Source organism: Bacillus sp. NPDC060175 (genome assembly GCF_042728695.1).
GTDB lineage: Bacteria > Bacillota > Bacilli > Bacillales > Bacillaceae_G > Bacillus_A.
Genome location: NZ_JBHWYR010000042.1, coordinates 23,934 through 47,079, shown reverse-complemented (window position 1 = coordinate 47,079; position 23,146 = coordinate 23,934). Strand labels below are relative to the sequence as shown.

Below are 23,146 nucleotides of genomic sequence, written 5' to 3'. Positions count from 1 at the left end.
ACATTATATTATATAATGTAAATTTATTGTTTTTTTAAAAAAGGACTGCTAAGCGTTTCTACCTCTATTTTATAATAAAAAGAAAACTTTTTTACCCAAAATTCAGAATATAACCTTTACAAATTACATACTCATTTTCTTTTTCTTGTTTCTTCGCCCACTTAAAATCGTTTTCTCACTTCAAAGTCATAATTACTTGTCTTTCAATGAACCCAAATTCTTCGTACATCTCTTTTGCAAAATTTCCAGCAAATACATTCAAACGAATTTCTGAATACTTCTCCTTCAATTCCTTAATACCAGCCTCCATAAGTTCTCGCGATAATCCTCTCCCGCGATATTCCGGGAAAACGTACAGTTCATATATAAATCCAAGTTTTTCACGAGAAAAATAATCAGTATTTTCACCTATTAATATCCATCCCATTACTTTATTTTCTTCTTTAATGACTAAATAATATGCTCCCTTTTCCACTATTGGCTTTGTTATTTCAATCGCTTTCTCTGTACTTAACTGACAATTCCCTCTCGTTCCTTCAAAAAGCGATTGAGCTGCATAATGTAATATTTCTTTTGTATCTTCTTGATTTGCCTTTTCTATCATTTTTCACAACTCCCCATCACTAATAGGCATTAATATCGCTTGTTCAAGATTCTCCGCTTCCATAACAATTGCCATTAACCCCTGTTCTGTACTCGTTTCATGAAGCTCTCCCTTCTCCCAAAATACAGCTTGTCCAGCTTCTACCTTCACTTTTTCTTTATCTGCCCCGCATACATACCCTTCGCCGTCCACAATAAGAAGCAGTTGAGATACAACTGCTTCATGATATCCGATGATTCCATTCTCTTGTAAATGCATGGCACCGATATGTATATCCCCTTGATGTTTTAATATTTTTGACATTATAAAGTTAGATTGAAATGCTGATATATGCTTTCCCACTTTTTCAATGAAATCAAAAATTTTCATTTCTGATCCTCCTTATATGTATAAAACCATTCTCACTGTTTGCAGCATATGCCCTTCGAAATCTTCTTCAAATTGCTCTAAAGCCGCAAAACCTTTTGCTTCATAAAATCGTTTTCCTTTTTCATTTTCCGCTTCTACATGAATGTACATTTTTCGAATCCCTTTTAACGTCGTGATCCCTTTTTGTAACAAAGCTGTCCCTATCCCTTTCCCTTGCTGATCTGGCAACAAATAAATTGCACCTAATTCTGCTTCGTTTTGCAGTCTAATTGGTGAAAAATTTGCAAAGCCAATTACTTCTCCCTCTTCTTCCGCAACAAATAAATGTGTATTTTCAAGGCGATATTTCATTTTTTCATCGGAATACGCTTCATTTAAAAAGTTGTCTTGAATCGCTCTCGGAATAATTCCTTCGTAAGTATCATGCCAAGCTATTTTCGCTACGTTTTGTACAGCATGAATATCTTCTTGCTTCATTTCTCTAATTACATATGTCATCTCGATGTCTCCATTCTCTTTAAATTACACTCTGCTAAAATACTAGAAGAAACGGCAGAACCATTTTCATAATTTACTTTAATTAATTCTAACTTCTCAATCGAAGCTGTTGTAACATCAAATTTTTCATATATATACTCCATTACACTTAAAAACTGATTTGAATTTAACTGATTAGCAATCGTGCAATGCGGAACCCATTTTTCTGGTACGTAATATGAGTTTGGATTATCATGAAAAGTTTTGAAATAATCATGATAAGAATGATGAAATCTTAATAATTCATTGGTAATGGTCGGTGCTAGAAAGATCGTTCCGTTAGTAGGAAAAGTTCCAACAGAAGGAAAAGTTCCAGCAGCAATGTTCTCTTGAAAAGCTACAAACTCCTTTAATTTCTCCGTATATAAATTAACATCTAACTCATTATAATCAGCCAATGTAATATGGGGTTCTACTCCAGCTAGTTGGTTTGTTCCGATTATATTCGTTAATTCACTTTGCAATTCTCTAATTTTATAAGTAAACACTCTATCAAATGTAGCAATAATAGCGTACACGCTTCCTCACCCCTTCGTTACACAAAGCTCTTCCCATTCTTCACGAATCATTCCCATTCGAATAGAATCATAGTATGTTCCGTTATAATATCGACAATTTCGCATTCTACCTTCTAATCGCATTCCTATTTTTTCCGCTACTTTCATCATTCGTTCATTTCCAGACCAAGTTGTGAGCCCTACTCTACCAATCTCCATATTTTCAAATAGTAAATCTCTATATAGTGTTAATGCTTCTGTACCGTAGCCACCATTCCAGTATGCTGGGTCATAAATAACGATTCCCATCTCTAACCAACGCGTCGGTTTATGTTCCCAATAAAAACCTACTGTCCCAATGATTTGACCGTCATTTTCGACAACTAAATTCGATAGCGGTTCTTCTTTTAAACGTTTTTGTGAATTTTCTTTATATGGCGTGTATTCTTGCATTGAAATTGGAAAGTATGGTGCATCCCATTTCTTCCATTCTGGGTTTTCTTCTTTATATACAATACTCCATAATGTTTTTATATCTGATTCTTCTATTGTACGAATCGTAACTTTTTTCCCCTTTAATATAACGTTTTGCATAATTTCCTCCTACATCTCTCTTTATTTCATATATAATTATAATGTTTTTTCTGAAAAATCAAAACAAACCTCTACTCTATATTATATAATTTTGTTATAAGATACGAATTATTTATGTAAGTTCGCTAATTTTTTCGAGTTTAATTTAGAAACGGAACTTCGGAAAAATTTAGATGAAGTACGAACTCGTAACATAGTTAATAAAAAATAGGAGGCTATATCCCTCCTATTTTAGCTAAATATTTTATTTCCCTTCTTTTCTATCTCAAGAAGAATCCCTTTCTCTATCCAGCCTTCTACACCATCTTTTTTTATTAAATCATATCCCATGCAGCTACCATCAATTAAAGAAACTGTATCCCCTTTTCTAATATTGATTTGCGCGCAAGAAATATCCGTTTTCACTGTATACTCACCTGATTCAAGTTGCTTTATATACTCGCTTTTCACATAAAGTAGTTCATTTGTTCCTATTTGTTTACATATAGTAAAATCTTTCATTCTCTCCACAGGCTCTATGTAATAATGCGGATATGTAACCCCGCCCTGCATTACTGAATTCGCATTAAAATCAGCCAATACTGCATACGCTGGAAAATAGTCTACATGTGTATAAGAAAACGTATCACCTGTAGGTGTCCTCTGAATGATAAATGCGTTTAATTGACCTGCTTCTTTAATCGCATTACCACCATCAATCGCGATAATTTTTTTATTCTTATCGATAACCGGATTATTAGACGGCGCCTCCTCGGAATAGTTCACAACAGGCCAATGTCCAACAATTACGTACTTATCCGCTCTGTGTGACTTATTAAAAAACTCTGGCATTGCTATCGCATTTTTCCTGTCTGTTTGTTTCCAATCCTCTCTATCTTCAAGCCCTGCATGTACAAAGATATAGTCTTCAGTTTCAATAACAGTTGGCAATTCTGTTAGCCACATTATTTCTTTAGAAAAATGGCTCATCAATATGTTTTTCACTTCACAAATGTCACTTTCTTCATTAATGGTAACGTTCAATTGCCCTAGCCATTCATTAAAAATTGTATTTTTTCGCGTACATAAATAATTTATTAGCGCAGGATTTTCATTTACAAGTGCTTCAACTACAACTTCACAATTCCCTTCAACTACATAAACATTTGGCTTGCTAACTACTAGATCCATCACATAGTTTACGACGCCAATGCTATCGTTCCCCTTCTCACAAAGGTCGCCATTTATAATTAAATAATCATCATCTTTAAAATTAACTTTATGTAATAATTCCTTTAAAAGATTTAATTCGCCATGAATATCAGATATTACGATAACTCTTACACCTTTTGGGATTAATAGTTTCTGAATTTTTTCCAAGTATAAACTCCCCTAACCTTCTTTAAATTCAATTTTATCGTCTCAATTATAAAGAAACTATTCGACAAAATAAGCAATTACCCCTCTTCATCTTATACTTCTAAATAAAAGTAGGTTCTATATGTTATCTCACATAGAACCTACTTAGTATTATAACTCTTTATAAAAAGAATAGCTTACCTTATCATAGCCTTCTCTTTCATAAAAACGATGGGCATCAACTCTTGGAAACGCTGATGTAAGAACGATAGAACTGCACCCTTTTTCTTTCCCCCATTTTTCTACATATGACAGCAGAACCTTACCATACCCTTTTGATCTGTGAGCTTCCGCAGTTACAAGGTCATATACGAAAACATGTTTCTCATTATAGAAATTCGTACAAATTGCTACACCAGCTAGACTAACAACTTCGTCATCTTCATTCTGTAACGAGAGTAGTTTATAATTTTCGTCTTTCATTTTTTGAAATAAAGAACTTGCTTCTTCTCTTGAAAGTTTCGTTCGTAATTGCTGTAATACGGGGAATACATCATGTAAATCAGCTTCTGTTACTACTTCTCTAATATTCATTATGATTCTCTCCTTACTATTTATAAAATTTTCTAAATGTTATATCATTATTATAAGAAGTAACTGCCCCTTACTTAAGTGGCAGTTCAATTATTTTTTATATGGCCAGTTTTTAAAGGAGAATTCATAAAATGGATCTTACTATCCCATTGCAATTAGAAAGTAAAACACCAATTTACTTACTAATTTACGAATATATGAAACGAGAAATCTCTCTGGGATTACTACCTGCCGGTACACGCCTTCCTTCTCACAGAAATTTAGCGGTACAACTTAATGTTAGCCGTATTACTGTTGAATCTGCTTATCAGCAATTACTAGCTGAAGGTTATGTAGAAAGTAAACCGAGACGTGGGATTTTTGTTGCAGAAGTTGATATTGATGTCATTCAAAATAAACAACAAGTTGTGTCAAACAGCGCTAACAATATAAAAAAAGAACAATATGACTATGATTGTAGCCAAGGGCTGATTGATCAAAAAGCTTTTCCAATTACAAACTGGAAAAGAGCATTACAAGAAACTTTATTCCAGTATGAAAATGAATTATTTGCTAAAGAAGATCCTCAAGGTGAGTTCGTTCTACGAGAGCATATTTCAAAATATTTATATCATGCCCGCGGGGTACATTCTTCACCTGATCAAATTATTATCGGAGCCGGTACGCAGCCTCTTCTTTGGCTACTACTTCAACTTCTTGGTTCAAAAAAAGAATACGGAATCGAAAATCCTGGATTTCACCGTATAACTGCTATGATTCAAAGTGCTGATCTTCCTGTTCACCCTATTTCATTAGACGATAAAGGGATTCGTATTTCAGCTTTACGTGAATCACATTCCAATGTAGCATACGTCACTCCATCACACCAATTTCCTCTTGGAATGATTATGCCATTATCTAGAAGGCTCGAATTATTAAGATGGGCCAATGATTGCGGAGGATATATTATTGAAGATGATTACGACGGGGAATTTCGTTATGTAGGAAAACCTATCCCCTCTTTACAGGGACTAGATTCAAATGAACGCGTTATTTATATGGGAACTTTCTCGAAATCCTTTTTACCTTCTTTGCGAATGGGGTATATCGTTTTACCACCTCATCTATTAAAAATCTATAAAGAACTTGAAGGTAAATTTAAACAAACTGTTTCCACAATACAGCAACTCGCTTTTGCAACCTTTATTCACAATGGTGATTGGGAGCGTCATTTAAACCGTAGTCGTACGTTATATAAAAGAAAGCATACATTACTAGTTAAATCTATCAAAAATGAAATGGAATCTCGTGTTCAAATACTCGGCGAACAATCAGGACTTCATATCGTACTTCACGTTCATAATGGGATGAACGAACAAGAACTTATTCATGCCGCTGCGAAACAACGCATTAAGTTGTACCCTCTCTCAACATACGATTCTGTTCATAATTTAAGCGAGGCGTCGTATGTATTACTCGGTTTCGGCAGTATTCCAGAAGATTGTATCGAAACTGTTGTCAAATTACTGAAAAGAGTCTGGTTCCCTAACTAAAAATAACTCCACGCAAGTTATACTTACGTGGAGTTATTTTTATTCACTATTTTTCTGATACTTGCCCTGATCTCGCTGTCCTTCCTGGACGCTTTACACCAGTTGTTTCTGTTGAATAAGAAGCTTCAATTATAGCACTTGGATCTACAGAGAGAACGAGATCTTTCATTTTCGGATAAATGAAACGGTTTGTAATACAATAAATAATTCTCTGGTGCTCTCCTAAAAAACCACCTTCTCCATGTAGATACGTAACAGACAGTTGTAATTCTTTCATAAGCAGTTCGCCAATTTCTTTATTTTTATTCGAAATAATCATGACGCTCTTTCCTTGATTAATACCGTCTAATATGAAATCAATCATCTTCGTAACAATATAGAAAATTGCTAATGAGAACATCGCTTGCTCAATTGAAAATAAAATAGCAACAAATACAAAGATAACTGCATTTACAGCAAGTAAAAATGTACTAATTGGTACTTTAAAATGCTTGTTCATCCAAACAGCTAACATTTCTGATCCATCAATTGCTCCGCCCATTTTTACAACGATTCCAACACCAACACCAAATAGTACTCCTCCATAAAGTACAATTAATAATTCTGAAGTCGTAATAGCTGGAAATGGCTTTAAATAGATCAATCCAAGTGTTGTAACAACATTTGCATAGGATGTACGGATAAAAAACTTCTTTCCCATTACTTTTGCAGTAAATAGTAAAATAGGAATATTAAGTCCTAAAAAAACTCCGTAAAGCGGTAATCCTGCAACTTTATTTGCCATAATAGCAATCGCAGTTACTCCACCATCTACTAATCCATTAGGGGCTAAAATAAGTTCCAGTGAACCAGCTACAATAATAGATCCAATTGTTAATAATACGTATTCGAATAATTTTTTCATTCATTACCCCCAAAACTTATATATTTTCTTAGTATTATTTTACCGTAATTTTTCTACTAATACAAAGATACCGGTTTATATACACAAAAGTTTCACCATTACAGTGGTTTTTATGTAATTTATTTAAAGGCTAATACAAGAAACACACTTACAGATTAAAAGTAGTAAGTGTGTTTTTAACATCTACTTAAGCTTTGAAAACGGCTTCATTTTTAATTTAAATATTTCCTCAACCGCTCTTTGATACCCACCACCATTTCGAAGCGACTTTCCAACCGTACGACTATTTTCCTTAAACGTCACATCACACATTACTTTCTTTACAGTTTCACGTAACAATTCAGAAGTTAATTCGTTACGATTAAGTCTTATGCCTGCCCCTACTTCATTTAATCGTTTCGCAACTAATGGCTGATCTCCTGTTACCGGAATTACAACTAACGGAACACCGTAATATAACGCTTCACTCGAACTATTCATACCTCCATGTGTCACGAATACATCAGTATGTTGTAAAACTTCTAATTGTGGCACATAATTATACAACTTAAAGTTATTCGGAATGTTTTCAAATTGATTTATATTTATCTTTTTACCAACGACTAATACGACCGTCGCATCTACATCTTTAAATGCTTCAAAACATTTTTCATACAGGGCAGGTTGTTCATTAAAAACTGTTCCCATAGAAATGAAAATCACTTTTTCATCTTTTAAATCTTCAATAGGAAAACTGCCCACTTCTTTTCGAGTAGCAATTGATGGACCAACAAATTTATACGATTCATCAAATACATCCGAATGTGGCTGATATTCTTTGGAAGTGTATACAATCGTAATATCGCCAGGATGATTCATAATATCATACAGACTATTACATTTCATTCCATACTGCTCTTTCCATTTTTCCATTCCCACTACACAAGATTGGTATAGTGGATCAGTTTCATCTATTTGTCTCGATTCTTGCTCATCATTAAAAGTAATGTACTGATTAAAAGCAAAAGTCGTACAAGAAGAAACGCTTGGTAATTGTGAGATATTCGCTATAATACGTCCTACTGGAAAATGATTATCATATATTAAATAATCGTACTTTTCTTCTTTTGTTTCTTCTACAATTTGAGTAACAATACGTTCTGATGCTTTTATCATATGAGATAACATCGTTAAAGGACTACCACCTTCATTTACTCGTTCCATAATATTAATTTGAGAGAGAAAATTTTCAAATGCCCGAAATTCAGCACCTGTTGCTTCAACCTTTTTTCTGTAATCTTCAATACAATATGACACAACTGTTTCCCCGCGCCGAATTAGCTCACTAACAACTGCTAGCGTCGGATTAATATGGCCTTCTCCAGGAAAATTTATTACGAGTACGTTCGCCATAACATTCTCTCCTTTCCATCTAACAAAACTTAATAATTAATCAAGTTAATTAATTTAAATCTATTATAAAGGAATCTATTCTACTTCTTCATATGTTTCTCTTCATTTTATTATTGAGAAATATTTTCTATATCCCGCACTATTACGATTACAAAAGCTTATAAATGAATACTTATTTCCCCTTTTGCTCGCCATATCCTATTAAATACGTACTTTACATTCAAGCATTTTTACACGTTAATCACCCGAATAATTATTTTGATAATTCATACAAAACTAGAAAAATATAATTTCCATTCTAATTTCTCACTATAAATTTATTTATGTTCTGTATTATCCCCTATCATTATCCACGTAGTACATAATCTGTTATATAATTAATTTATAGAATTCACAGAAAAAGGAGGGGTTTTATGCTACAACAACTATTCACTTCTCCAATCCTATCCGCCCAAGCACTACATCCAGGCTATGAAGACCATGCAAGCGACGTGTTTCTCGTAAAAACAGCGGCTGAAGAAGTTATCGTTCGCTCTTCAAAAATGACTGAAGAGCCAAACAATGATTTTTGGTTGGGATGCCAAAACCTATTTGGAATTGATCCAAGAAATGTACATCATTTAGAAACGGTTCACACATTATTGAAAAAGCATACTACCTTACCCATCCCGACTATTTTGCAAAAACATGTTTTAAATGGACGAGAGTATGTTATCGTCGAAAAACTAACCGGAAGTACACTGCAATCATTTATCGGTCAACCTGATTCTATTTTATTCAGCCTTGGAAAAGGACTAGCAGAGATTCATTCATTTAAAGCTCATATCATAGGAAACCCTTCTGGTGCTTTCCAAGTTCCACTAGAAGAATTTAAATCTCACATTTTAAAAGTAAGCAAGAACCTTGTAAATATGTTTTATTCCGATAATATGAGTATACATAACGCATTTCATACTTTTGAGTCACAGCTCTCTTCCTTGCCGTCACCGAAGGAATCTACACTTGTTTTAATTGATATGGATCCTACTCAGTTTTTATCAGATGGAGAATCTATTACTGGTTTAGTAGATACAGAGGCTTATGCAATTGCCCCACGAGAGTTTGATTTTATTGGATTAGAATATGTACTTACAGACAAAGAGGCTCGTGCTTTTAAACAAGGTTATGAGACCATTATGCCTATTCCTCGTCTTGAAGAATGTAGACAACCCTATCGATATTTATATCGATTATTATCTGTTCAAGGTAGTGTGAAGTTAGAAAAGTGGTTACGTCATCCAACCTATTTTTAGAAACGATTGCGAGGGATTATGAAATGAATATTGAAAAAAAGAAATCTTTAACAGCAACCGAAATTCAGCAAATGAAAGACTTAGCTCATATTTGCGGACAACATGATCAAATTGATTACTCGTCAGATTTACATGTAAACTTTTTAACTGCTCGTAATAAAGAAGAGATAAATGATTTTCTATTTTATGATGATACTCAATTAATCGGTGCTTTAAGTATGTATGACTTTGAAAGACCGACAAAACTGGAGTTAATAGGGTTTGTTCATCCGAACTATAGGAAACAACATATAGGCACTACTCTCTTACAAACTGCCATCAAAGAAATACAAAAAAGAGAAGCGGATGAAGCCCTTCTTATAATTAATGGTGACTCTATTTCAGGGAAATCATTTGCAAAACAAATGAACTTGCCTTATTTATATAGTGAGTACGGTATGGAGTTCAAAACAAACGAAGCACAAAAAACAATGAAAAATAATATTAACCTTACCATTGCATCTTCTGAATTACTTCCTGATCTTATAGAAATCGCTAGTGAAGCTTTTGGAGATTCGGCAGCAAATACATACACATGGTTACAAAAAATGATGAAGTCACCTTCTCATCAAGTTTACATTGCTCTTATTAATGAAAAAGCAATTGGAACGATTACCGTTACTGAGCAAGAGCAATCTACTACACTATCAGGATTCGCAGTTCATCCTTCTTATCAAGGTAAAGGATATGGTAAAGATATTCTTAGTTATATGGTACATACCCTTATTACAGAAGGAGTTTCAACAATTGAATTAGACGTCGAAACGAAAAATAACAATGCTTTAAAACTATATACACAATGTGGTTTTGAAATTATGACAAAGTACGATTATTATGGATTGTTGGAATAGGAGTGATTTTTCTATCGAGGAAGCATGTTATTTTAGAGACGAAATTATTACCTCTTTAAAATCTGTAGGATGTAACAATATACAACTACACGGTATAAATAGAACATTTTTCATTTGTCAAAAATAAAAAAACTGAATCATATCGATTCAGTTTTTTCTTATTTTTTTCTTAATATATTTACAACCGCAGTCGTTTCATCATTTTCTTTATAAACACGTGGAATTCTTCTGTCTAACATACATGTAACTTCATAGTTAATTGTACCTAACATATCAGCTATTTCTTCTACTGCAATCTCTTCTTCACCTTGTTTGCCGTAGAATACAACTTCGTCTCCTACTTGTACTGGCATTGCATTTGTAACATCTAGCATAAGCTGATCCATACAAACACGACCAATAACAGGTACTCTAACTCCATTAATTAAGGCCTGCCCTTTATTAGATAACTGCCGATTATAACCATCAGCATAACCAATTGGTACAGTTGCAATCCATTCTTCACCCGTTGTTACATACGTATTTCCATAGCTAACACCACGATTTTTCTTCACATGTTTAACATGAGCTACTTTTGATTTTAAAGACAACGCTGGCTGTAAGGAAGCAACTGTATGATCCACTTCTCTTGAAGGATACATACCGTAAATTCCAATACCGACACGAACCATATTTTGAAATGTGTTACTAAGTTCCATTGATCCTGCACTGTTTGAACTATGAATATATGGAAAATGAATTCCTAATTCTTCCGCTGTATTTACAGCTTTCTCAAACAAACTTGTTTGCATATTTGTATAAGTTTTATCTATTTCATCAGCGGTAGAGTAATGTGTAAACATCCCTACTACTTCTACATATCGCATACATTTTAACTCTTCAAAAAACGGTTTAACTTCTTCTTCCTGTAGACCAATACGGCTCATTCCTGTATCAATTTTCACATGAATTCGCACTTTCTTTTGAAGATGATTTGCAACTTCATCTATACCATGTAAATCTTCTACTCTATAAACAGTCATCATAACGTCATATTGAATTACATCTTCTACAGCTGCTACTGGTGTATAACCTAAAATTAAAATCGGTACAGTGATTCCAGCTTCTCTTAATTCAATTGCTTCGTCTACAAATGCAACTGCAAGCTGGTTTATTCCTGCTTCAATTGCAGATTTCGCAACTTCAACTGCTCCGTGGCCATATCCATTCGCTTTTACAGCAGCCATCATCGCAATATTTTCATCGTTTACATGTTTTTTAAATTCTTTTACATTATGTTTTACAGCATTTAAGTCAACTTCAACAATCGTATCTCTTCCATATTTCAAACTCATTGGTCTAACTCCTAACTCAATAATTGCATTCCATTCTATTTCACGTTTCATATGACCTTTTACAATATAATACTTTTCATTATGCTAGTCAAACTACTAGAATTTTCGGAATTTTGAGTATGATATAATACCCTTAAGAAATTATTATATACGGAGGCGAGAATAATTACAATGTTTGTTCCATCTGCACTGAATCAAGTTAAAATTGCTATCGATACTTCCATTCAAATACTGAACCAATATACTGAAAATGATTTAAAAATAAAACCGATTGAATCAAAGCGGTCATTATTTGAAATGTGTACACATCTTTCCCTTATTTGCCATGCTGATTTACTCATATTAAATGGTATTACGGAAAAAGAATTACATACCTTTTATATAGAACAAACACCAGAAACAATTACTCAAATGCAACAAACGATGATACAAGGGTACGATTTACTTTCTAAAACTTTTTTATCCTATTCCAATGAAGAATTAGCGGAAATTATGACTGCCTATTGGGGTGTTTCTTACTCTCGATTTGAATGGTTGCTTGAAATTATTGCCCACGTCTATCATCATCGTGGGCAAATTCATACTTTATTATGTGAGCACGTTAAAGATCCTAACATACCTTTATTTCAATAAAGGTATGTTAGACGACATTAAACTTCTCTAAGGCAAATAATATGCCACCTTCACTTGATTTCTTTGTAACGTAATCCGCCTTTTTCTTTAGCTCTTCTTTACCATTCTCCATCGCAATCCCTAATCCTACATACTGCAACATCTCAATATCATTTCCACCGTCGCCAAAAGCAATTGCTTCTGATTTACAAATGTTTAAATGCTCCAATACCTTTTGAATAGCCGTTAATTTTGATACTTTATTATCTTCCAACACATTCATAACGTAACCATGAAAACGTTCAAACGTAAGTGCTGGATATCTTTCAAAGAATTTTTGAGCTTCTGTTTCATCAGCATACAGACATACACAATAAATCTCTTCTGATAAGTTTCTAACTTTGTCAGGATAACGCTCTAAATTTAACGTTTCATTTAATGCTCGTATTACACGTTCGTCTTTTGAGGCCATACCATTCATTACAAATTCTTCTGTAAAATAAGAAACACTATGACCATGTAATTCAGCAAAACTTGAAATATCATGAATAATTTCACTTGAAAGTACCGATTTATGTATAACTTCATCAGCACATTTTATATGTGCACCATTTGCAGAAATAAACGTATTTATACCCAGCTCTTTAAATTGTGAGCATAAACTATATGGTCTCCCTGTTGTAACAACTACGTGAATTCCTTTATCTATTAACCCTTGTATCGCTTCTTTTGTGCTTTCATGCATACTTCTATCAATCTCGCTTAACAACGTACCGTCCACATCGAAAAATACAACTTTGTACATAGCTACTTACATTCCATCCAAATGATTTGTTTCATTTATAAAATGTACAGTTTTCTGTTTATCTGTAAGTTCAATCAAACTAATTCCTGTATCTCCCATTTTAAAATAATAGTCCATGCTAATTGGCATTTGGAAAAACGCTCGTAAAATACTATTTATTACACCACCGTGTGCAACAATTGCAATTCGATCATATGTATTCTCTGTCACGATTTTAGAAAAGATTCCTTCTATTCTCATTCTAAATTCAATAAATGATTCTCCATTTTCAAAACGATCGTGAAGAAACTTTGGCTCTGGATGTTTTTTCGCTTCTTCAAATGATAAGCCTGCTTGCACTCCATTATTGAACTCCATTAATTCTTCTTCTAGTTGAATTGGACAACCAATTGCTTCAGCTAACGTTTCACCAGTTTCGCGAGCACGTTTTAATGTACTTGCCCAAATGAAATCTGGCGGGAAATCCTTTTTCACTTCCTGTACAAGTCTTTGAACTTGCTGTCTTCCCTTTTCTGTTAATTCAAAGTCCGCTCGTCCTTCATGTACATGTAAAATATCAGCTTCTGATTCTCCGTGTCGTATTAGTAGTATTTGCATGTTTATCCCACTCCTTGTTTAATATTCACAAAATTCTATTATATAACGTTTTAGGATTTCAAAAATAAAAAAGGAACGGTTTCCCGTTCCTCACCCATTCACTTTCTCTGCATCATTCCAATAATACTTACTAAACGCTTCCGTTAACACATCAATGGTATTATATAGTTCATCTAACGTATTATCCACACCACCAACTTCAATTAATATTGCGTTTTTAGATAAGTCTTGATTATATACACCATTTCCGTCTTTTTTATACTTCGGAAAAATCCCTCTACTTAACCCGTAATAGTTTTCATCTAAATAACTATTGATCGCCCTTGCGATTTTTTCATTTTCAGCACGCCCTTCGTTTTCCATCCCAATAATAAAATATACTCTTGCATATGATTTCCCGTTAATTACTTTTGTTGTTACTTTCTTGCGCTGGTCATCACGATGTATATCAATCGGAAACGCAATTTTATTATTTTGTGCTAATGCTTCTTTTACATATCCATGAGATGCTGTATACGACTGATACCATTTCCATTTTTTACTCGCTAATAAATCCCCCATATTCGTTTTATCATGAATTACCGGAATTCCTTGTCCTTCAAGTTGCTCTTTCATACGTTCTCCTAGTAAGGATACATTTACATCTGGACTTGATGGATCGGTAGCCCCTGGTAATAACGGAAAGAAGGATTCCCAGCTATGTGTATGATAAATGTATACTGCGCTTTCTCCTTTTTTCGTTCCGTTCTTTTTCTGGATTGGATTATTCTTTTCCGCTTCTGTAACTTTATCTTTTGCTACTTCTCGCTCTTTCGTTACTTCTTCAATCGGTACACTAGATTCATTTGGGATATTCGTAAAGTTTGTCCCTTCCCCAGCTACGATAATATTCGAGTAATACTTTGACATACCAGGTACTTCTTTCCCGACAAATGTTCTTAAATCTTTTATTTTCAAATCTGTCGCAATAGAGAACATTAAATTCCCAACTGATTCTCGTTTATTTTGCTTAAAATAATCAAATCCATAATAGCGATTCTCACTTTCTATCATTTGAACAAAACCTTGCATAGATACTTTTCCAAACCATTGATTCGCATAATTCGATTTCATTGTATGTAAAAGTGACGTCAAAATCGACGCAATAATAATTACTATTAGTGCATATAAAAAGAGTAACGAAACTAGTTTTTTCCCATGTATATGAGTTGCATACTTTTTCACTGTATCACCTTCTTTATACATGGATATGTACAAGCCTTTCGTAATATACGCACAAAAAAGAGAAATGGCATCCCATTTCTCTTCCTCGCTCGTATAGTTATTTTTCTGTATCTGACGAAGGTAATTTCTTCACTTGTTTCTCTTTAAAAATTTCCCCAATCGCACCAAGAGTACCAAGTGTTTCAATTGCATTAGACGGAATAAAGACTTTATTGGCTGGTCCTTTTGCAACCTCAATCAATGATTCAAATGATTTATAAGCAAGTACGCGCTCATCTAAATCTGCTGCGCGAAGTAATTCAATTCGATTTTGTTCTGCTTTTGCAATTTCCTCAATCGCTCTTGCTTCCCCTTGCGCTTCTAATTCTTTCGCTTCTCGTATACCTTCAGCCTCGCGGATACGGGCTTCTTTATCCCCTTCAGCCATTAAAATTTTACTTTGTTTTTCTCCTTCAGCACGAAGGACTTTGTCTTGTTTTGCTGCTTCAGCTTCTAAAATGATCGCACGTTTATTACGTTCTGCTTTCATTTGTTTTTCCATTGATACTTGCACATCTTTTGGTGGGTTAATATCGACTATTTCGACACGCTCAATACGAACGCCCCATTTTTCTGTCGCTTCATCAAGTGCTAAACGAATTTCTGTTGAAATTTTTTCACGGCCTGATAATGTTTCATCAAGCTCCATTTTACCAATAATTTGACGCATTGTTGCAGATGTAATATTACGAACACCATATTCATAGTTTGAAATACCATATGTCGCAAGCTCTGGTTCAACAATTTGATAAAAAATAATTGTATCAATTTCTACTTGTACATTATCTTTCGTAATTACCTTTTGTGGTGGTACATTCGTTTGTTGAATACGTAAATCATGATATACACGAACACGATCTACAATTGGGATTAAAATATTTAATCCTGGGTGCATAATCCGTTGAAATTTACCAAACCTTTCAACAACCCCAACTTTTTGCTGAGAAATAATTTTAATCGTCAATGCAACAAATACAACGACAATCAATGCGAAAATAATCGTTAACGTTAATGCTACTACCATATTTATTCACTCTCCTTTTTCACTTGTAAAATAGTACTATGCCTCTTTATAACAACGACTTTTTCTCCAGCATCAATAGGAGTATCCGAAATAGCTGTCCAAGTATCTCCATCCACTTTCACAATACCGTTCACTTCACTTGTAATCGCTTGCATAACAATTCCATTTTTACCAACCAGTTTATCTACTGTATCAGTAAAACCTTTTGCTTCTCGAAAGTTTTTTGAAATTCTTTTCGTAAAGAAGGTCAATGTTAAACTTACAATCGCCCCAACAACAACTTGTAAGAATAGTGCATCAGGAGCAAACAAAGCAATAAGACCTCCGACAACAGCTCCAATTCCAAGCCAAAGCATGTAAAAAGTAATCGACAACATTTCTGCAATAAATAAAATACCCGCTATTATAAACCAAATCACCCATCCAGCCATATGCAACCCTCACTTTCTTTCTCATTTTCTATATGTATATGAAGAAAAGAATGGTTTATCCGCCCTTTCTCATAGAAGGGCGTTTGCTACAAGCTATTATATATATTCGCTGTTACAACAAGCATTAATAAAATACTATATCAATATATTCTTCATTATACATGAAAATCCCTTTCAAAAAATGACAAAAAATTTAATTCTTTCAAAAATATAACTTACAGATTATAATAATTATAATTAAAAAGCAGTATTGATTTGAAAGGTGGTATTTTTATTGCGGAATCGTTTACTAGTTTACTATTTAGGCTCCAAAATATGTATTACCCTCGCTGACATTGTGTATATAATGATTATTACCACTCACATCTATATCACAACTAAATCAGCTACTATAACTGTGCTTTTCCCATTATTACAAGTCATCACAAATCTTATCGCTAACACCTCTGCACCACTTATAATGAATCGTTTTCCATCTTATTCATTGCTATATACTCTGCAATGGATTAAAACAGCTCTTTTAATATTGTTAATGATATTATTTCCTATTCTATCAACAAACATTTCTGCTCTTTTAACTTTTGTTATTTTCATTTCATTATGTAGTGGATGGAGCGCTCCTCTACTATACGCCGTTATCCCGCGCTTAACACCACAAGAAAAATTAGTAAAAGTAAATAGTGTCTTTTCCTTTTCAACACAAATTATACAAGCCGCTGCTTACTCATTTACAAGTATAATTGTTCTTCTCATTGGCGTTACTTCGACACTCATGATTAATAACATATTGATGATTTTCGGATGTATTACATTACACCTTTCATTACAATCTATACAAGCTGAACGAGTAGCAGAACCCACTTCTTCAAAAACTACTGCATTATTAGAAGGGTGGAAACTGTTATTTCAACACCCGTCTCTGCGCATCGTTACACTTATGGACTTAATTGAAACTTTCGCGGGAACGATATGGATCGGTGCTATTACGATGGCATATGTAACTACTGCTTTACATAAAGGCGAAGAATGGTGGGGATATATTAATACAAGTTATTATGTCGGAACATTAATTGGCGGAATATTGGCATGGAGAATGAGTACATATATTCAAAATAATTTAATACGCTCTATGGCGATAGGATCTCTTATGTTTAGCATTCTTACATTTTTATATGGTATGACGAGTAGCGGGTTAATTGCACTATTCCTATGTGTTCTAATGGGTCCATGTTATCAAATTAGAGATATTTCTCAAATGACGGTTTTACAATCCAGCGTCGCGCCTTCTTTATTATCCAAGATGTATACAGCTCATGGTACGCTTCTCTCGACAGCTTCTGGTCTTTCTATGCTTAGCGTTGGAATTATTACAGATACGTTCGGTGTTCGTACTATTTATATCATTGCTTCTTTTCTTATTTTATGTTCTGCTTGTTTATCTTTTAGCTTATTAAAGTATCAGCAAAAACAAAAGAAGGATATTTCCGTTTAACTTAATAGATGGGTATTCCCAAAGTAGAACTTCCAACTACATAGCACCATAGTAAATGAAATTATATGAAAGATTTTTAAAATATATCTATCACAACTTACAATATATCAACGATTCGACAAATAACATCGTTTTTTTTACAAAAATTCACAACAATATTAGCTATTAAAAAGAGAAGGCTGTCTCTAAAAATCCATTTCGAGCAGCCTTCTCTTTTTTCCATTTATGATAAATTTGGAACCTTTCTATGCTTTGTCGCTTGTTCAAAAGCGTATGCTAGTTTAATTAATGTCCCTTCACTAAAAGCAGTACTGGCAAGTGTAATACCAAAAGGCCTCCCGTTTTTCATATATCCTGCTGGTATTGCTATAGATGGATAACCTGCTTTTGCACATATAGTGGATCCTATATAGGATGGGAACAGAATCGCATCAAGTTTATATTTTTCCAAAGCAAAATCAATACCTTGTCCCTGAGAAAAATATATATCTTCTAATCTTGCGTTTAAATATTCAGGATTTCTTAACGTGTTAGGAAAATCTGTTCTTCTCTCTAACTTAGTTTGTCCATATTTCAAAGCTCTTTCTGCTATATTTTCATTAAACTCTATTAATTCCAACATAGAATGTACTGGAGTGGTAGAAGGTAATTTAGAAAGATAGTTATCTAAGCTATGCTTCAGTTCATAAAGCGGAACTCCCCAGCTCCATTCTCTATGAAAAGATGGAATATCAATATCTTCTACTATCGTCGCTCCCTTACTACGTAAAACTTGAATCGTTTCCTTAAACAATTTTTCATCGTATTCTCCAGATTCATAATATTCTTCTGGTGCATTGCTAAATAAACCAATCTTCGCTCCATTCAAGCCATTAACATCGAGATATTTTGTATAATTCGGCTCTGCCATACCTTCACTTTTATGAGTAGCTACATCTTTCTCATCTACCCCAGTTAAACTCCCTAGCAAAATAGCAGCATCTGTTACAGTTCTAGCAAATGGTCCGGCTGTATCTTGCGAATATGTGAACGGAATAATTCCTCTACGGCTAATTAAACCAACAGTCGGTTTAATACCTACAACAGAGCTTTGAACAGCTGGGCTTAAAATAGAAGCATCTGTTTCTGTACCCACGGATAATACTGTAAAGTTAGCAGCAACTGCAACGGCAGACCCTGTACTTGAGCCACCAACGAACATATCATCCTTGCCCGTTCCATATGGATTAATTGTTTGACCGCCCCTAGCGCTATATCCAGCCCACATTTCAAAAGACATTCCGTTTGCCAACTCTGTCATATTTGCTTTCCCTATTATAATTGCACCTGCTTCACGCAGTTTTGTAACGAGAAATGCATCTTCACTACTTATATTTTGTTCTAGGGCAATTGTCCCTGCACTTGTATGCATAGAATCATTCGTTTCAATATTGTCCTTCAGCAAAACTGGTATACCATGTAATGGACCTCTCACACCTTTTGTCTTTCTTTCATGATCTAACGCTTCTGCAATAAAGATAGCATCTGGATTTATTTCTAAAATAGAATTGATTTTCGGACCATCTTGGTCATACTTTGCGATCCTATAAAGATAATACATGACTAATTCTTTCGACGTTAATTTTCCTTCTTCCATTGCAGTTTGTATATCATGAATTGTTAATTCTTTTTGCAATAATGTATTGAACTGAATTTCCATTTTCATTCTCCTTTTATAAGCCCTTTTATATATGACGTATATCTATTACTTTTTCATTTTCTCCGCTCCTCGCATAAACAACTACAATCCCTTTAAAAGACTTCAACTTACCAGTTTAAAAACCTTTAATTTCCAGAGAAATAAAAAGAGTCTGAAACGAATTCAATATCGCCTCAGACTCTTTTTATTATTTTACATATACCTCTTCTAACAAATGTAAAAACTCGCCTTGTTTACCCGCTAATTCAGGACATTTGTTAATATCAATCCACTCATAACAAAATACTAAACCTTTGTCTTCCTCACCGGCACTTACTATATGTTCCCACGTATCTTTCACATCTGTTAATAATGAAATGTGGAAAAAATGACGTTTTTGATATTCCTTTTTTTCTTTCATATAAATAATGTAATCAGAAAGGAAGCGTTCGATACAAAAATGGCGTAGTCCTGACTCTTCTTGTACTTCGCGTAAAATTGCTGCCTCTAACGTTTCCCCTTCATATACTGTCCCACCTGGCACTTGGATACCAGCCTCTCGTATATCACGATGTTTAAAAACGAGTAGTTGCATAACCCCTTCTTTTTCTCTCGTAATATATGCATGTACCTTTTTCTTATATAACATCGTCATCTTAGCCCTCTCCCCTCAATTCATTACTGCGTTACTTCTTCAAGCGTCAGTTGGTTTTCATATAAATATGTAGCTTGCGGATTCCCAACATACCGTACATGCCACGGTTCATAACGATAGCCGGTAATCCCTTCTTTCTCTTTCGTATATCGAATAACAAAACCAAACTTATGGGCATTTTCAGAAAGCCACTTTCCTTCTTTCGTCTCCCCAAAAACAGTTTCTAACTGAAATTTAGCAGATTGAGATGTAATATCCATAGCTAGTCCTGTTTGATGTTCACTCGTACCAGGGACTGCACTAGACATCGCTGTCTTTGCTTCTCCATCTTGTTTTTTATACATTGTATTTAATGCTTTTTGTCGATCAAAAGATCTAAATCCAGAGACTGCAAAAAGGAAAATCCGCTCATTATCGGCTTGCTGAATCATTTCCTCAAGTGCCACCGCTGCCTCTTTCCTCATCTTTTTCTTCTCCTGATCACCTTCACTAGAATAACGTACTTTCGGAACAACTAAATCTGGCGGTCTATACCCATCTGGTAAACGCCTATTTTTATTCACGAGTACAAGCATCGAATTTGGATTACTAATGACTGCGATATCCCCATCCATATTAGCAATCGTTTCTTTAGCTTTCGGAAATATATTGTTTACATTTACTTCCCGCGCCTCTTGCTCCTTGTACATCTTATAATTTATTCCTGCTACTCCAATGATCAGTATCATTGCTACGGTACCAAGTAGTGCCCATCTTTTTTTCATATAACGACCTCTTATTTTAATAATTTGGCCATTTCATACTCATCGATACCTTTTCCATCGATGATAAGAGCAGATTTTTTGACACCTTCTTGTGCAAATCCAATTTTGCTATATAGTGCCTGAGCTCTTGTATTGTGGGCCATTACCGTTAATTCTAAACGCCATACATCATGTAATCTTGCCCACTTCTCTACTTCTTTAAACAAACTCGTTCCAATACCTCGGCCACTATACTCTTGCAAAATACCAATTACAATGCCTGCCACATGTCTCTTTCTTTGAATATTATTTCCATTAACTAAAATAAACCCTACTATTCTCTCTTCTTCAACTGCTACAAATATTGTCGCATATTCATTTTCTATAAAACGATGGACCATCTTTTCTTGTTGCTCTACTGTAGTTTTTCTTTCTCCTGGTTCGTATAACATAAATTTCGTTTCTTCGTCTAATTGCTTACTTAATTGTAAAAATAGTGCTGCATCTTCTGCTCTAATCTCCCGAATCACCTTGATCACCCTATCCATTTTGTTAGTTAAAAATTTTCCTTGTAAAAAGATTTTCTCCACTATTCCGAAAATTCCTTTTTAAATTCCTTACTATAAATAGACAAATTTCGATATTGCTATAATGATAGGAAATTATGTCTATACTGTGACATGTCTTATTGACCATAACTTATGCTCAAAAAAAATAAACATAAGCTTCTCACTTACGTTTATCCATTCACTTTTTCAGCTTGCCAAAAATATTCTCCAAATGCTTTAGCAAGAGCATCAATTGATCGATTCAATTCTTCATCTGTATTATCTACGCCACCAACTTCAATTAAAATCGCCTGTCCTGATAAGTCTTGATTATAAACACCATTCCCTGTTTGGAAGCCTTTTTGAATAACACCTCGGCTTACTCCCGGATATTTCTTACTAATTGTCTCATGTAAAGCCGTTGCTAATTGTAAGTTTTTTTCATAGTTTTTGTTACCTTTCCCAATTACAAAAGCAAGCTTCGCATATGATTTATCTCCAATTGTTTTTGTCGTGACGTTTTTGCGTGCACTATCACGGTGCAAATCAAAAAAGTATTGGAGTTCTTTATTTCCAGTCATAGCTTGTTGTACAATTTCTCGGGACATTTTATAAGAACTATTACTGTTTAATCCTTTACTTATTAACTTTTGGCCGACATCAGTCTTATCGTTAGTAGCACCTATACCTTCACTTTCCAGTTGTTCCCGAAAACGATCTCCAACTATTGAAATATTCGTTACAGAACTCGTTGCTTTATTCGGATCTGGATCATTCGTTAAGTTCAGTAACGGCAAATAAGATTCCCAACTATGTGTATGATAAATAAATGCAACTTGTCTTTTTCCCGTCGTTTGAGATGGTTGTTTCTTCTCTTTATTCGGATCAGGCTTAGGAACTTGTCCAGCTTCTCCAGTCCGTTCCTTCACTACTTCTTCAAGAGGAACACTCGATTCTATTGGTAAGTTGGAGTAATTTGTTCCTTCACCTGCTATAACGATTTCTGTATCATATTTCCCAAATCCCGGAAGTTCTTTCCCGACAAAACTACGTACATCATCAAAACGAATATTCGTAGCCATCGAAAAAAGGAATGAAGAAATAGAAAAGTCTTGATTCAAATTCCGGTACTCCTGTGTAAAATAATGATTCTCTTTCCCAATAACGTACATGTAACCATTCATTGATAACTCATTTAACCAATTATATAAATACGTTGACTTCGTCTCTTTCATAGAAGTAACCATCATACTAATAAGAAAAAAAGTCGCCAATACCGTAGTAATAACAAATAAAATTAACTTGCGTACACTCGTTAATTTCACATAAAAAAAGCCTCGATTCATACTATCACCCTCTCTATTTCAAGTTATGTACAAGCTCTAGAGAATAGACCGCTTAAATTTCGGCTATATTGTTAA

General features: G+C 34.2%; 25 protein-coding genes and 1 pseudogene. 6 read left to right on the top strand and 20 right to left on the bottom strand.

Annotation, left to right across the window (positions count from 1 at the left end; translation table 11 throughout):
• Positions 1 to 175: 175 nt before the first annotated feature.
• The 7 genes from ACFWDE_RS19850 to ACFWDE_RS19820 form a co-directional block, all read right to left on the bottom strand.
• A complete protein-coding gene (locus ACFWDE_RS19850) occupies positions 176 to 604 on the bottom strand; it encodes a GNAT family N-acetyltransferase (RefSeq protein ID WP_377894173.1) in 429 nt (142 codons plus the stop codon).
• Positions 605 to 607: 3 nt separating this feature from the next.
• On the bottom strand, positions 608 to 973 hold the full coding sequence (locus ACFWDE_RS19845) for a cupin (RefSeq protein WP_377894171.1): 366 nt from the start codon (positions 971 to 973) through the stop codon (positions 608 to 610).
• Between the two features lie 12 nt (positions 974 to 985).
• The gene (locus ACFWDE_RS19840) at positions 986 to 1,471 is read right to left on the bottom strand and encodes a GNAT family N-acetyltransferase (RefSeq protein ID WP_002200736.1); all 486 of its coding nucleotides are present in this window, start codon (positions 1,469 to 1,471) and stop codon (positions 986 to 988) included.
• The gene (locus ACFWDE_RS19835; protein ID WP_377894169.1) at positions 1,468 to 2,028 is read right to left on the bottom strand and encodes a 2'-5' RNA ligase family protein; all 561 of its coding nucleotides are present in this window, start codon (positions 2,026 to 2,028) and stop codon (positions 1,468 to 1,470) included. Before ACFWDE_RS19835 ends, ACFWDE_RS19840 begins: the two co-directional genes overlap by 4 nt.
• Positions 2,029 to 2,034: 6 nt before the next feature.
• Positions 2,035 to 2,601, bottom strand: coding sequence for a GNAT family N-acetyltransferase (locus ACFWDE_RS19830; protein WP_377894168.1), 567 nt, complete (start codon positions 2,599 to 2,601; stop codon positions 2,035 to 2,037).
• A gap of 231 nt (positions 2,602 to 2,832) precedes the next feature.
• Positions 2,833 to 3,960 (bottom strand): metallophosphoesterase, encoded by a 1,128-nt coding sequence (locus ACFWDE_RS19825; protein ID WP_377894167.1) that lies wholly within the window; start codon positions 3,958 to 3,960, stop codon positions 2,833 to 2,835.
• Positions 3,961 to 4,110: 150 nt separating this feature from the next.
• The gene (locus ACFWDE_RS19820) at positions 4,111 to 4,533 is read right to left on the bottom strand and encodes a GNAT family N-acetyltransferase (protein ID WP_377894165.1); all 423 of its coding nucleotides are present in this window, start codon (positions 4,531 to 4,533) and stop codon (positions 4,111 to 4,113) included.
• A gap of 131 nt (positions 4,534 to 4,664) precedes the next feature.
• Here ACFWDE_RS19820 and pdxR point away from each other — a divergent pair, with 131 nt between their 5' ends.
• The gene (pdxR, locus tag ACFWDE_RS19815) at positions 4,665 to 6,065 is read left to right on the top strand and encodes a MocR-like pyridoxine biosynthesis transcription factor PdxR (protein WP_377894164.1); all 1,401 of its coding nucleotides are present in this window, start codon (positions 4,665 to 4,667) and stop codon (positions 6,063 to 6,065) included.
• Between the two features lie 46 nt (positions 6,066 to 6,111).
• Here pdxR and ACFWDE_RS19810 read toward each other — a convergent pair whose 3' ends face one another.
• Together ACFWDE_RS19810 and ACFWDE_RS19805 are read right to left on the bottom strand one after the other, a co-directional pair.
• Positions 6,112 to 6,969, bottom strand: coding sequence for a YitT family protein (locus tag ACFWDE_RS19810; protein WP_000732301.1), 858 nt, complete (start codon positions 6,967 to 6,969; stop codon positions 6,112 to 6,114).
• Positions 6,970 to 7,152: 183 nt separating this feature from the next.
• Positions 7,153 to 8,361, bottom strand: coding sequence for a macrolide family glycosyltransferase (locus ACFWDE_RS19805; protein ID WP_377894162.1), 1,209 nt, complete (start codon positions 8,359 to 8,361; stop codon positions 7,153 to 7,155).
• Between the two features lie 413 nt (positions 8,362 to 8,774).
• On the opposite strand from ACFWDE_RS19805, the gene ACFWDE_RS19800 reads away from it, so the two are divergent.
• From ACFWDE_RS19800 to ACFWDE_RS19790, 3 genes and pseudogenes are all read left to right on the top strand, one after another.
• Positions 8,775 to 9,653 carry a protein kinase family protein gene (locus ACFWDE_RS19800; protein ID WP_377894160.1) on the top strand — a complete coding sequence of 293 codons (879 nt, stop codon included), beginning with the start codon at positions 8,775 to 8,777 and terminating at the stop codon, positions 9,651 to 9,653.
• A 23-nt stretch (positions 9,654 to 9,676) separates the two neighbouring features.
• Positions 9,677 to 10,543, top strand: a complete 867-nt coding sequence (locus ACFWDE_RS19795) for a GNAT family N-acetyltransferase (protein ID WP_377894158.1) — start codon at positions 9,677 to 9,679, stop codon at positions 10,541 to 10,543.
• Positions 10,536 to 10,670 (top strand): annotated as a pseudogene (locus ACFWDE_RS19790) (class I SAM-dependent methyltransferase); the annotation flags it as partial. The gene ACFWDE_RS19795 and the pseudogene ACFWDE_RS19790, both read left to right, overlap by 8 nt.
• Positions 10,671 to 10,701: 31 nt before the next feature.
• Here ACFWDE_RS19790 and alr read toward each other — a convergent pair.
• Positions 10,702 to 11,877 carry an alanine racemase gene (alr, locus tag ACFWDE_RS19785; protein ID WP_377894157.1) on the bottom strand — a complete coding sequence of 392 codons (1,176 nt, stop codon included), beginning with the start codon at positions 11,875 to 11,877 and terminating at the stop codon, positions 10,702 to 10,704.
• A gap of 171 nt (positions 11,878 to 12,048) precedes the next feature.
• Between alr and ACFWDE_RS19780 the strand changes: the two genes are divergently transcribed.
• Positions 12,049 to 12,510, top strand: a complete 462-nt coding sequence (locus tag ACFWDE_RS19780) for a DinB family protein (protein WP_377894156.1) — start codon at positions 12,049 to 12,051, stop codon at positions 12,508 to 12,510.
• Positions 12,511 to 12,517: 7 nt separating this feature from the next.
• On the opposite strand, the gene ACFWDE_RS19775 is transcribed toward ACFWDE_RS19780, so the two are convergent.
• From ACFWDE_RS19775 to ACFWDE_RS19755, 5 genes are all read right to left on the bottom strand, one after another.
• Positions 12,518 to 13,294 (bottom strand): Cof-type HAD-IIB family hydrolase, encoded by a 777-nt coding sequence (locus ACFWDE_RS19775; RefSeq protein ID WP_377894154.1) that lies wholly within the window; start codon positions 13,292 to 13,294, stop codon positions 12,518 to 12,520.
• Between the two features lie 6 nt (positions 13,295 to 13,300).
• The gene (locus ACFWDE_RS19770) at positions 13,301 to 13,891 is read right to left on the bottom strand and encodes a histidine phosphatase family protein (RefSeq protein ID WP_377894152.1); all 591 of its coding nucleotides are present in this window, start codon (positions 13,889 to 13,891) and stop codon (positions 13,301 to 13,303) included.
• A 90-nt stretch (positions 13,892 to 13,981) separates the two neighbouring features.
• Positions 13,982 to 15,115 (bottom strand): stage II sporulation protein P, encoded by a 1,134-nt coding sequence (gene spoIIP / locus ACFWDE_RS19765; protein ID WP_377894150.1) that lies wholly within the window; start codon positions 15,113 to 15,115, stop codon positions 13,982 to 13,984.
• 97 nt (positions 15,116 to 15,212) lie between these two features.
• Positions 15,213 to 16,178 carry an SPFH domain-containing protein gene (locus ACFWDE_RS19760; protein WP_377894148.1) on the bottom strand — a complete coding sequence of 322 codons (966 nt, stop codon included), beginning with the start codon at positions 16,176 to 16,178 and terminating at the stop codon, positions 15,213 to 15,215.
• Positions 16,179 to 16,180: 2 nt separating this feature from the next.
• Positions 16,181 to 16,609, bottom strand: coding sequence for an NfeD family protein (locus ACFWDE_RS19755; RefSeq protein ID WP_002158137.1), 429 nt, complete (start codon positions 16,607 to 16,609; stop codon positions 16,181 to 16,183).
• Between the two features lie 262 nt (positions 16,610 to 16,871).
• Here ACFWDE_RS19755 and ACFWDE_RS19750 point away from each other — a divergent pair, with 262 nt between their 5' ends.
• Complete coding sequence (locus ACFWDE_RS19750; RefSeq protein WP_377894146.1) at positions 16,872 to 18,101, top strand: MFS transporter; 1,230 nt, start codon at positions 16,872 to 16,874, stop codon at positions 18,099 to 18,101.
• 223 nt (positions 18,102 to 18,324) lie between these two features.
• Here ACFWDE_RS19750 and ACFWDE_RS19745 read toward each other — a convergent pair whose 3' ends face one another.
• From ACFWDE_RS19745 to spoIIP (ACFWDE_RS19725), 5 genes are all read right to left on the bottom strand, one after another.
• A complete protein-coding gene (locus ACFWDE_RS19745) occupies positions 18,325 to 19,800 on the bottom strand; it encodes an amidase family protein (protein ID WP_377894144.1) in 1,476 nt (491 codons plus the stop codon).
• 187 nt (positions 19,801 to 19,987) lie between these two features.
• Positions 19,988 to 20,434, bottom strand: a complete 447-nt coding sequence (locus ACFWDE_RS19740) for an NUDIX hydrolase (protein ID WP_002158140.1) — start codon at positions 20,432 to 20,434, stop codon at positions 19,988 to 19,990.
• A gap of 23 nt (positions 20,435 to 20,457) precedes the next feature.
• Positions 20,458 to 21,198 carry a M15 family metallopeptidase gene (locus tag ACFWDE_RS19735; RefSeq protein ID WP_002200752.1) on the bottom strand — a complete coding sequence of 247 codons (741 nt, stop codon included), beginning with the start codon at positions 21,196 to 21,198 and terminating at the stop codon, positions 20,458 to 20,460.
• An 11-nt stretch (positions 21,199 to 21,209) separates the two neighbouring features.
• Positions 21,210 to 21,707: a GNAT family N-acetyltransferase gene (locus tag ACFWDE_RS19730; protein WP_219918091.1), complete on the bottom strand. Its 498-nt coding sequence runs from the start codon at positions 21,705 to 21,707 to the stop codon at positions 21,210 to 21,212.
• Between the two features lie 209 nt (positions 21,708 to 21,916).
• The gene (gene spoIIP, locus ACFWDE_RS19725) at positions 21,917 to 23,071 is read right to left on the bottom strand and encodes a stage II sporulation protein SpoIIP (protein WP_377894141.1); all 1,155 of its coding nucleotides are present in this window, start codon (positions 23,069 to 23,071) and stop codon (positions 21,917 to 21,919) included.
• Positions 23,072 to 23,146: the final 75 nt, after the last annotated feature.